The 10970-nt window shown below is 55.5% G+C and carries 8 protein-coding genes; 3 read left to right on the forward strand and 5 right to left on the reverse strand.

Going from position 1 to position 10970, the window contains the following annotated elements:
* Window positions 1-106: 106 nt before the first annotated feature.
* From ACF8D4_RS12800 to ACF8D4_RS12820, 5 genes are all read right to left on the reverse strand, one after another.
* The gene (locus ACF8D4_RS12800; RefSeq protein ID WP_392465681.1) at window positions 107-1567 is read right to left on the reverse strand and encodes an MBL fold metallo-hydrolase RNA specificity domain-containing protein; all 1461 of its coding nucleotides are present in this window, start codon (window positions 1565-1567) and stop codon (window positions 107-109) included.
* A 123-nt stretch (window positions 1568-1690) separates the two neighbouring features.
* The gene (arsJ, locus tag ACF8D4_RS12805) at window positions 1691-2935 is read right to left on the reverse strand and encodes an organoarsenical effux MFS transporter ArsJ (protein ID WP_144160369.1); all 1245 of its coding nucleotides are present in this window, start codon (window positions 2933-2935) and stop codon (window positions 1691-1693) included.
* A gap of 11 nt (window positions 2936-2946) precedes the next feature.
* On the reverse strand, window positions 2947-3960 hold the full coding sequence (locus ACF8D4_RS12810; RefSeq protein WP_025886849.1) for an ArsJ-associated glyceraldehyde-3-phosphate dehydrogenase: 1014 nt from the start codon (window positions 3958-3960) through the stop codon (window positions 2947-2949).
* Window position 3961: 1 nt separating this feature from the next.
* Window positions 3962-4996, reverse strand: a complete 1035-nt coding sequence (gene arsB / locus ACF8D4_RS12815) for an ACR3 family arsenite efflux transporter (RefSeq protein WP_028779634.1) — start codon at window positions 4994-4996, stop codon at window positions 3962-3964.
* Between the two features lie 65 nt (window positions 4997-5061).
* The gene (locus ACF8D4_RS12820) at window positions 5062-5397 is read right to left on the reverse strand and encodes a metalloregulator ArsR/SmtB family transcription factor (RefSeq protein WP_208170528.1); all 336 of its coding nucleotides are present in this window, start codon (window positions 5395-5397) and stop codon (window positions 5062-5064) included.
* A gap of 780 nt (window positions 5398-6177) precedes the next feature.
* Here ACF8D4_RS12820 and putP point away from each other — a divergent pair.
* The 3 genes from putP to ACF8D4_RS12835 all read left to right on the forward strand — a co-directional run bounded on the left by putP (window position 6178) and on the right by ACF8D4_RS12835 (window position 10216).
* The gene (putP, locus tag ACF8D4_RS12825) at window positions 6178-7674 is read left to right on the forward strand and encodes a sodium/proline symporter PutP (RefSeq protein WP_044733612.1); all 1497 of its coding nucleotides are present in this window, start codon (window positions 6178-6180) and stop codon (window positions 7672-7674) included.
* 105 nt (window positions 7675-7779) lie between these two features.
* Window positions 7780-8922, forward strand: coding sequence for a glutamate 5-kinase (gene proB, locus ACF8D4_RS12830; RefSeq protein WP_044733611.1), 1143 nt, complete (start codon window positions 7780-7782; stop codon window positions 8920-8922).
* Window positions 8923-8968: 46 nt separating this feature from the next.
* Entirely contained in the window at window positions 8969-10216 is a 1248-nt protein-coding gene (locus ACF8D4_RS12835) for a glutamate-5-semialdehyde dehydrogenase (protein ID WP_044733610.1), read from the forward strand.
* The last annotated feature ends 754 nt before the right edge of the window (window positions 10217-10970 follow it).

Here is a 10970-nt window from a genome sequence, read left to right on the forward strand (position 1 = left end):
CGTGCTCTGCGTTGGCTTACGGGCCTGAATGCAAGGCGTGGTTCGCACCTTCCCTAAGCTCAGGCGAGTCAATACCGGCATCCCCTGGCATTGGGATGCCAGTTCACTATATATCTCCCACAACCCAGCTCAGTTCGGGTAAACGGCTGAGATCCAGCTTGTCGCCTTCGGTCGCTATGGCCGAGGCCTGGGGTCTGGGCTTGGGCTGCACGCCATCGGCATGTTCCAGCACACTCAGGAGTTGCCGCTGGGCATCCGGCTCACCATGAACCAGAATGAGTGGCGGCGCCCCCTCAAACTCACGGTACCAGCGCAGCAGTTCGGCCTGATCCGCATGGGCCGACAGCCCACCGACTGTGTGAATTCTGGCGGCGACGTTCACCGAATTACCGTTGATGGTGAGCTCACTGGCGCCATCGACCAACAGCCGCCCCGGGGTTCCCAGTGCCTGAAAACCACAGATGATAATGTCGCACTCGGGCCGCCACAGGTTGTGTTCCAGATGACAACGGATACGACCGCCGTTACACATGCCGCTGCCGGCAATAATGATAAGCCCCTGGTGTACGTCGTTGAGTTCCATCGACTCTTCGGTACTTTGGATAAACTCTATCCCAGACAGCAGCGGGTGCTGCCCGGGGTGTTGATGTACGAAACGCTTGAAGTCCTCGTCCATCAAGGGATAGTTATTGATATACACCTTGGTAGCCTCTATGGCCATGGGGCTGTCGAGGCAGATTTTCCAGCGTGACAGATCCCACTCCCCGGCATAGAGGTGAAACAGATACAAAAGCTCCTGCGCCCGGCCAACCGAGAAGGCAGGGATCAGGATATTGCCACGGCTCTCACTGATGGCTGTCGCGAAGATCCCCTTGAGTTCTTCCAGGGTCGCCTCCCAACTCCGGTGCAACCTATCGCCATAGGTACTTTCCATCAGCACCAGATCGGCCCGCTGGATCAGCGTCGGGTCTCTCAGAATCGGCATACCGGCACGACCGAGATCGCCACTGAACACCAGTTTTTTCTGGGTGTTGCCATCATTGATCCACAGCTCCAGTAGCGCCGACCCCAGAATATGGCCGGCATCACTCAAACACAGGGTCACACCGGGAATGGGGTCCAGCTTGGTGCCATAGTCCAGTGGAATAAAGCGGGTCAGTGCCAGTTCGACATCTTCTTCGGTGAACAGCGGCTCTATGGGCTCGAGATCTTGCTTGGCACGTTTGCGGTTCTGCCGCTCGGCATCACGCTGCTGCAGCATGGCGGCATCCTTGAGCATGATGGCGCACAGCTCCATGGTGGCCTTATGGGTATAGATGGGGCCGCTAAAACCCTGCTTCACCAGCAAGGGCAAGCGCCCCGAATGGTCAATATGAGCGTGGCTCAACACCACGGCAGTCAGGGATTCAGGAGCAAAGGGAAAGGCTTCATGGTTACGCAGTTCATCCTGCCGCCCTCCCTGAATAAGACCACAATCCAACAGCAAGCTTTCGCCGTTGACCCGCAACAGATGGCAGGAACCTGTGACTTCTTGGGTGGCGCCCCAAAACTGCAAACTCATGGACATGACACTTCCCTCTTTGAAACAATTCGGCCAATACAGCTGCGGAAAAACTCTGCCGCACCTTCCCTAAGCCTATGCCCTTATGGAAAAAAGTGACACTCCCTTATAGTCTAATTTTGCAGTGGATCATTGCGCCTCATGCTCTTCCGGCAGACCACGGGAGATAACCAATGTCAGCAGTAACATGGCGCTGGAAACCCAGAGACAAGCCTCCAGCCCCCACCACTGAAACAGCGCACCGGAAAGCACTGTGCCCAGCAAACGCCCGGCGGCGTTGGCCATATAGTAGAACCCCACATCCAGGGATACCCCATCTTCGCGGGCATAACTGACAATCAGAAAACTGTGCAGCGAAGAGTTCACCGCAAACAAGGCGCCGAACAGCAACAGGCCACCGATAAGCCAGATGTGCGAGTATTGGCTGCCAAGCCCAAGGGCGATAAGAGCAGGCACCAGGGTGAGCAAGCCGCACCAGAAGAGCGCCGCCGCCCGTCCCGGCAAGGCCGAGCCTTTATGCTTGCCGGCTGTCTTGCCGTCAGTCCTAGAGGTCAGCCTGGGTGCCAGGGCCTGCACCAAGCCGTAGGCGATAATCCAGCCGGCCAGAAAGCCCCCCACCTGCCAGTGATCCCAGCCAAATTGGCTGGCCAGATACACGGGCAAGGCCACCACAAACCAGATATCCCTGGCGGCAAACAGAAACAGCCTAGCCGCAGAGAGAATGTTCACTGCCCGGCTCTTGGAAAAAAGCTCACTGAACTTGGGCTTATTCTTGGCCTGGCCCAGTTCCGCCTTGAGAAACAGCAGCGAGCTCAGCCACACCAAGGTCAAAACAGCGGCCATGGCGGCAATGGCACCGGCAAACCCCAGCAGGCTAAGCAGGGCGCCGCCGAGGAAGAAACCTATCCCCTTGAGGGCGTTCTTGGAACCGGTCAGCAGCGCCACATAGCGATACAGGGTCTGCCCCGCTTGGGCCGCATCCTTGGGTACCAGGGTCTTGATGGCACTCTTGGCACTCATCTTGTTGAGATCTTTGGCAATCCCCGACAGCGCCTGGGCCGCCATTACCCAGGGAATGGTCAGCCAGGCCTGAGGCACCAACAGCATGGCCAGCGCCACTATCTGCAGCCCAAGGCCGATATTCATGGTGCGGTTGAGCCCCAAACGGGCACCGAGCCAGCCGCCCAACAGATTGGTGACCACACCGAAAAACTCATAGAAGAGAAACAGCATGGCAATGGCCAGCGCACCGTAACCCAACTGATAGAAATAGAGCACCACCAGCATGCGTAGCGCACCATCTGTCAGGGTAAAGGCCCAGTAGTTGCCGGTGATCAGCAGGTATTGGCGCAGCGCCGGACTCATTTCAGCCATGATGTTGTCCTTCAGGCATCCCGGTCCAAACGGCCCACCATCAGCGCCAACTCGGCGGTGCGGTTGGCATAACCCCATTCGTTGTCATACCAACAGTAGAGCTTCAGCTGAGTGCCGTTGATCACCATGGTGGACAGTCCATCCACTATGCAGGAGCGGGGATCTGTCTTGTAGTCCACCGACACCAGCGGCCGCGACTCGAAGCCGAGAATGCCCTTGAGCTCAGTCTCGGCCGCCTGTTGCAGCAAGTCGTTGACCTGTTGCTCTGTCACTGTTTGCTCCAGTTCAAACACACAGTCGGTCAGCGAGGCGTTGGCCAGTGGCACCCTGACCGCATGGCCGTTGAGGCGGCCTTTCAGCTCAGGGAAGATATGGGTAATGGCGGTGGCACTGCCTGTGGTGGTCGGGATCAGGCTCTGGCCACAGGCGCGGGCTCGGCGCAGATCCTTATGGGGCGCATCCAATATGGTCTGGGTGTTGGTGATGTCGTGGATAGTGGTCATGGAGCCATGACGAATGCCGAAGTTCTCATGGATGACCTTGACCACAGGCGCCAGACAATTGGTGGTACAGGATGCGGCTGTCACTATCGGATGCCTGGCCGGGTCGTAACTCTGATGATTCACCCCCATCACCAGATTGGCGACGCCGTCCTCTTTCACCGGCGCTGTCACCACCACCCGTTTCACCCCTTGATCAAGATAGGCCTGCAGCAGCGCCTTGGTTTTCATCTTGCCCGAGGCCTCAATCACCAGATCGCATTGAGACCAATCGCTGTCTGCAATGGCCTGATTGCGACTGGTCGCTATCCGCCGCCCGGCTATGACTATGGCACTGCCCTCATGCTCGACTGGGTGCGACCAACGGCCATGAACCGAGTCAAACTCCAACAGGTGCGCCAGGGTGGCGGCATCGCCAGCAGGGTCGTTGATCTGCACAAATTCGAGTTCCGGCCAATCCCAGGCAGCCCTCAAGGCCAGCCGTCCCATGCGGCCAAAGCCGTTAATTCCCACTTTTATTGTCATCTCAGTTCTCCGTTAACTTGTTGGCCGCTGGCCAGTTACCGCGGCGGCGATTGGCAAATGCCACCAGGGATAGCATCACAGGCACTTCCACCAGTACCCCAACGACTGTGGCCAACGCCGCTCCCGAGTGCAGACCAAAGAGGGAGATAGCCACGGCAACCGCCAGTTCGAAAAAGTTGGATGCCCCTATCATGCAAGCCGGAGCGGCTATGTTGTGGGGCAGGCGCAAACGCTTCGCCAACCACCAGGTCAGCAGGAAAATACCGTAAGTCTGCAGTAACAGTGGAATAGCTATCAGCACAATATTTTGCGGCTGGGCCACTATGGTTTCGGCTTGCAATGCAAACAGCAATACCACAGTCAGCAGCAGCCCCAATATCGACCAGGGCTTGAGTCTGGACAGCAAGGCCGTAATCGCCTCTGGCCGGCTATTGAGGTGTTTGCGAGTCCAGATCCCCGCCAATAGAGGCAGCAATACATACAAAGCCACTGATAGAATCAGGGTTTCCCATGGCACCTGAATATCGCTCACCCCCAGCAGCAGCGCCGACAGTGGTGCAAAGGCAAAAATCATGATTACATCATTGACCGATACCTGCACCAGAGTGTAGTTGGCATCGCCCCTGGTCAGTTGGCTCCAAACAAACACCATGGCGGTACAAGGAGCGACTCCGAGAAGTATCATCCCGGCGATATACTCCTGCGCTGTTTGCGGCTCTACCCAAGGGGCAAACAGAAAACGAAAGAAGAGCCAGCCGAGCAGCGCCATGGTAAAAGGCTTCACCAACCAGTTGATCACCAGCGTCAGCAGCAATCCCTTGGGATTTCGGCCAACATCCTTGATAGCGGAAAAGTCAATTTGCACCATCATGGGATAGATCATCACCCAGATAAGTACGGCGATCACCAGATTGACATGAGCGTATTCCAGCGCCGCCACCGCGGCAAATACATTAGGTGCCAGATAACCCAGCGCTATCCCAGCTAAAATACACAGCCCTACCCACAGGCTGAGCCAACGTTCAAAAATTCCCATACATCCCCCTCTCCGGTCCCCCGGCGGTTAACTTCCGGCGCTCAAGTGATAGATCCCGGCCGGTTTCAACAGCAAGCTTGCGGCCTCGAGGCCATGGCCTCCAGCCGAGTCAGCTCATCAGCAATAAAGCCAGGGTTGGCCGTCAGTGTGTCCCGCAGCAACTGCCCGCACCAGGGTGCCAGTTCGGGGCTGAGACGATAAAACACCCATTGGCCCCGGCGTCTGTCCTGCAACAGCCCCTGAGTTCGCAGCTGCGCCAAATGACGGGAGATCTTCGGTTGACTCAAGGCCAGGGCCTCAGTTAACTCGCAGACACAAAGCTCTCCCTGCTGCAGGATCAACAGCAGGCTGCGCAGCCGGGTTTCATCGGCCAAGGCTTTGAAAAAAATGGTTAGTTCCATGATAAATGCCACTCCTTAAGGCCAATGTTCGGCCAGCCATACATCTGCCGTTTCAGTTGGCCACTCAAATGAGCACCTTCAGTAATCTGGAAAATATATGGATAAACAGATATACGCTAAATCATATATAAAAACGCCTATAGTTCAAGCGCTATTTTGAGGAGTCTATCGGATTGGGACTGGAGATCTGCCCCCAGGGGTTACACGGATTTGCAGTGGTTCGCTTGGCAGACGCCGACGCTATCGCAAATTAATTTTAAACCCTAATTATTTCCGGTTTATTTCAGAACCAAATCAGAAAATTGTTATAGCTCAAATATCGAACCTATCGCATGCCTTATAATTGTATGCAATATATTAAAAATTGAGAAAACTAAAAAAACCACAACATAAACAACTAATTTAAATGAAAATACTCATTTAAATCCAGTTTAAAACCTAGTATTCCACTCAGATATAAACTTGATCATTTTCTGATAAACATGAATAATATCGTTCGAACAAAAACCATTTGAACACTAATCAATAGATTGGTTAGCCTTCAAGTGGTTTTTCGCTAGCCCAACTTCAGATGAAACTTAAGGAAGGAGAATCACGATGAATGCCAACAGCTCACAGGAGTCTGACAGTCATCTTTCACGCTACCAAATCAGCCTCAGAGATAAAGCCAAGTACCTGATCCAATTAGGGTGTTTCTGGCTCGTACTCTCAACCTACCTGTACCCATTCTGCAAACAAAAACTCAATCAAGCCTTCACTGGCAATAACGGGCACTAATCTATGGATTATTCGAGTTATATCTCTTTGGCCATCTACTTTGTGGTCATGCTGGCGATAGGCCTGTTTGCCTATCGCAATTCTACCGATGATATTTCGGGCTACATTCTCGGCGGCCGTCAGGTCAGCCCTCAGGTCACGGCGCTGTCGGCCGGCGCTTCCGATATGAGTGGTTGGATGCTGATGGGTCTACCGGGTGCCATGTTTGTTATCGGCTTCGACACCATCTGGATTGCGCTTGGCCTGCTTATCGGCGCTTGGTTCAACTATCTGCTGGTAGCGCCCAGGCTCAGGGTTTATACCCAGGAAGCAGATGACGCCCTGACACTGCCGGACTTTTTCAGCAAGCGCTTCGAGAAGAAAAACGGCTCGGTGCGGATGATTTCTGCAGCGGTGATCATACTCTTCTTTACTCTCTACACCTCTGCCGGTCTGGTCGCCGGGGGCAAACTGTTTGAATCCGCCTTCGGCCTGAGTTACCAGCTAGGCCTGGTGATCACTGTTTCAGTGGTGGTGGCCTACACCCTGCTGGGGGGCTTTCTGGCCGTCAGTATGACCGACTTTGTGCAGGGCTGTATTATGTTTGTCGCCCTGGTGATGGTGCCTATAGTGGCTTTTCAGGAGTTCAACAATGGCACTGAGATGATGGCGCAGGCCAATCACACCATAGTGCCTCTGTCTGAATCTGTGGAGAAAATGAGCCTGCTGGCGATTGTTTCCAGCATGGCCTGGGGACTGGGTTATTTCGGTCAACCACATATCATAGTGCGCTTTATGGCCATTCGTTCGGTGAAAGATATCAAGACGGCCCGCAACATAGGCATGAGCTGGATGTTGGTGACCATACTCGGCGCCCTGGCCACAGGCCTTATCGGTGTCGCCTATGTCAACAAGTTCCACCCTGGGCTGCAGGACCCGGAAACCATCTTTATTCTGTTCTCGGAAATTCTGTTCCACCCTCTGGTGAGTGGCTTCCTGCTGGCGGCGATTCTGGCGGCCATCATGAGCACCATCTCCTCACAGTTGCTGGTGTCATCCAGTTCGCTGACAGAGGATGTCTACCGCGCCGTGTTCCACAAGGACATAGACGAGAAGAAGCTGGTTAACATAGGTCGCCTCGGGGTGTTTGCCGTTGCTGCCGTGGCCACTTTACTGGCACTGGACAGCGACAGCAGCATATTGTCACTGGTGAGTAACGCCTGGGCCGGTTTCGGTGCCGCCTTCGGGCCACTGGTGCTGTTCAGTCTGTTCTGGTCGAAGATGACCCACTCGGGTGCCGTCGCCGGTATCCTCACCGGCGCCATCACTGTGCTGCTGTGGATCCTGCTGCCTGTCTTGCCCGATGGCAAGACACTCTCCAGCGTGATCTACGAGATAGTTCCCGGCTTTATCATAAGCTCCACGGCCATAGTGCTGGTCAGCCACTTTAGCCAGGATCCCTCACACTCAGTGCAGAAGACCTTCCACGCTACCCGGGAAAAGCTGCAGCAGGTCGGCTGATAGCTGGATAGTACAAATCCCGTTATAGACCCGGTGGCAGACGCCGGGTCTAGCTTCAATCCCCAATCCGCTTCGAAGTAACACCTCAAACAGGTTAAGGAAGTTATGAATAAGCAACCAAGGCAACGAATTGTTTTAAAAGTCGGCAGCGCCCTGATTGCCCCTGACAGACAGGGCTGTAGCTCGCGCTATCTGCTGGCCATAGCCCAATTCATTGTGCGCTGCCGCGCTAAAGGCATTCAGACCATACTGGTTTCTTCCGGCTCAATTGCCGCCGGAGCCCACAGATTTCCGCTCAAACCGGGCAGTGAAGCCAATAGTCCAGAGGCCCAAGTGGTACTGAAAAAAGCCATGGCCGCGGCCGGGCAGACTGAGATGATGGCGACCTGGGATAAGTTTTTCGACTTTCCCACGGCGCAAATTCTGCTGACCCATGGCGATCTGCGCGACAGAGAGCGCTACCTGTCGATTAGAGAAACCGTGTTTACCCTGCTGGATCACGACATACTGCCGATCCTCAACGAAAACGATACCGTCACCACAGATGCACTCAAGGTGGGTGACAACGATAACCTGTCGGCCATGGTGGCTGCCGCTGCCGACGCAGATACCTTAGTGATCTGCTCGGATATTGATGGCCTCTACAACAAGAACCCGCATCTGCACAGCGATGCCGAGCTGCTGCCCGAGGTCAATAAAATCGATGCCGCCATCTATGCCATGGCCGGCGGCAGTCACAGCGATGTCGGCACCGGCGGCATGCGTACCAAGATAGAAGCGGCAGAAAAGGCCAGCTCCCACGGCATTGATACCTATATAGTCAACGGCTTCAAAGAGGAGAGCTTTAATGCCCTGTTGTCGGGTCGCAATCCCGGCACCCTGTTCCGGGCATCCGAAACTCCGTTGCAGGAGCGGATGCATTGGCTGACCCACACTGTCAGGGCTCAAGGGGAAGTGATAGTCGCCGCCGATGAGGTGATGGACAGCGCCAAGAATTGCGCCGAGCTTTCCAGCAATGAAGTACTTGAGGTCAAAGGCAACTTTGCCGCCGGCGATACCATACTGCTGCGCAGCGACGACGGCACCCGTCTGGCCAAGGCCCGCAGCAACTACAGCAGCAGCCTGCTGAGTTTTATCGCCGAGCAGGAAGACCCTGAACTGGCCGACAGCTTCACCGACAGCCTGGGCGGCATAGTCTCGGAAAAAGATATCGCCCTACTCAGTAAAACGCCGCAACTGGAGAAATAGCAGCGGCCCGCCACCAGAGTAGCGCAACGAACAAAGGAGGACCCAAATGAGTCTGATAACCACACTGGCAAGCTCAGCGGCCAAGGCGGCCAGGGAGCTGGCACTCATAGATACCCAAACCAAAAATCAGGTGCTGAAAGCGATGGCCCGGGCGCTTCTCGCTGAAAATGACAATATTCTCAAGGCCAATGAGGAAGATCTCCTTGCGGCCCGCAGCGCAGGTCTCAGCGAAGCCATGCTCGACCGTCTGACCCTGACGCCAGAGCGGATCGCCGCCATGGCCAGTGGCATTGACACCATAGTCGAGCTGGACGATCCCGTGGGGCAGCGCCGCGAGCTGGGCCGCCGTCCCAACGGTATTCAGATAAGCAAGCTCAGAGTGCCGCTCGGGGTGGTCTGTATGATCTATGAGGCGCGCCCCAATGTGACCGCGGATGCCGCAGCGCTGTGTTTCAAATCGGGCAACGCGGTAATACTGCGCGGCGGTAAAGAGGCGCTCAACTCCAGCCTGGCGATAGCCAAAGTGCTGCACAAAGTACTGCAGGAGTTCAAACTGCCAACCGCACTGATATCCGTGGTGCCGGATCCCGACCGCGCCTTGATGCTGGAACTGTTGCAGCAGCGCGACTACATCGACCTGGTGATCCCAAGAGGCGGCGAAGGCCTGATCAACTTTGTCAGCGACAACTCTAAAATCCCGGTTATCCAGCACTTTAAAGGCGTTTGTCACCTCTATGTCGACAGAGATGCCGATGTGGAAAAGGCGCTCAACCTGCTGCTCAACGGCAAGACCCAGCGCACCGGCGTCTGTAATGCCCTGGAAGGCCTGTTGGTACACAAGGATATCGCCAAAGTATGGCTGCCTATCGCCGCTCAGGCCTTGGCCGACAAGGGGGTGAAGATCAATGCCGATGAGAAGGCGGCGCCCTTCTTCGACCAGGCCACTGTGCTGACGGAAGAGGAGTTCGGCCAGGAATACCTGAGCCTGGAAATCGCCGTACGCCAGGTCGACTCGCTGGCGGATGCCATGAAGCATATCGCCCGCTTCGGGAGCCACCATACCGAGGTGATCTGCACCGAAAGCCAGCAAGCGGCGCAACAGTTTCAGCAAGGGGTCGATGCCTCTGTGGTGATGGTCAACGCCTCATCGCGCTTCAGCGACGGCAGCGAGCTTGGGCTCGGTGCCGAAATCGGTATCGCCACCACCAAGCTGCATGCCTACGGCCCCATGGGACTGGAGTCATTGACCACGGAGAAATTCCTGGTCAATGGCACAGGTCAGACACGCGACTGAGGAAGGGTTTGGCAATAGCGGGGCTTATTGCCAAACCGCTATTGTCTTATAAACACAAGAGATTGTCTGCTACATAGCGAGCCCTGCCACTGAGGCTAATATAGCTTCAGGCCTCAATGCACATCACCTGCGGTGCGCCTTTCGCACAGGCAATCCTGTGACTCGGCGTGAGTTGCGCAGCAACGTGCTTTCGAGTACTGCCGTTATGCTTGGATGCATTTGCTCCACGACTTTAGGCCGCTGGCACAGCGGCTATCATAGCTTCCAGCTAAAAGTTACTAATTAGTATTGGCAGGGCCTCCGGCGACGGATGTTTCTCATTGCCTGCCGCAGGCTTATGCACAGGCGATCCTGTGACACGGCGTGAATACGTCCCTGTAGCCTCGTCGAAAACATCCTTGTTTTCGACGGTCACAGTCCCGCCTATGCCTGGAAAATAGGCGTATGTCTGCAGCTCAAAACAACTCTGTGTGGGAAGAATTGCACCAATTCCCCCTTCGGAGCCGCCGCTGGCGTTGTTGCAAATTGGCGTAGCCGAGACAGGGATGTCGAGGCTCGAAGGTCGAGCAAGGAGGCGAGTCCTGAGTGTAGCCAATTTGCTTCATAAGCCAGCGGGGATTTCGGCTACGTCGGGGTGTCCTTGGGGATGCAAGGGGCTTTGGACAAGCAAAGCCCCTTGCCCGGTGTGGTTTGGCGAGAGTTGCGTAGCAACGTGCTTTCGAGCGAGAGCCAGGGATGGCGAACTGGCCGTTGT

The sequence above is a fragment of the Shewanella sp. YQ_9 genome (genome assembly GCF_043103185.1).
Taxonomy (GTDB): domain Bacteria; phylum Pseudomonadota; class Gammaproteobacteria; order Enterobacterales; family Shewanellaceae; genus Shewanella; species Shewanella algae.

Coding starts and splice junctions, on each gene's coding strand:
- ACF8D4_RS12800 (WP_392465681.1), bottom strand. CDS start 1,567: ATGTCCATGAGTTTGCAGTTTTGGGGCGCCACCCAAGAAGTCACAGGT.
- arsJ (WP_144160369.1), bottom strand. CDS start 2,935: ATGGCTGAAATGAGTCCGGCGCTGCGCCAATACCTGCTGATCACCGGC.
- ACF8D4_RS12810 (WP_025886849.1), bottom strand. CDS start 3,960: ATGACAATAAAAGTGGGAATTAACGGCTTTGGCCGCATGGGACGGCTG.
- arsB (WP_028779634.1), bottom strand. CDS start 4,996: ATGGGAATTTTTGAACGTTGGCTCAGCCTGTGGGTAGGGCTGTGTATT.
- ACF8D4_RS12820 (WP_208170528.1), bottom strand. CDS start 5,397: ATGGAACTAACCATTTTTTTCAAAGCCTTGGCCGATGAAACCCGGCTG.
- putP (WP_044733612.1), top strand. CDS start 6,178: ATGGATTATTCGAGTTATATCTCTTTGGCCATCTACTTTGTGGTCATG.
- proB (WP_044733611.1), top strand. CDS start 7,780: ATGAATAAGCAACCAAGGCAACGAATTGTTTTAAAAGTCGGCAGCGCC.
- ACF8D4_RS12835 (WP_044733610.1), top strand. CDS start 8,969: ATGAGTCTGATAACCACACTGGCAAGCTCAGCGGCCAAGGCGGCCAGG.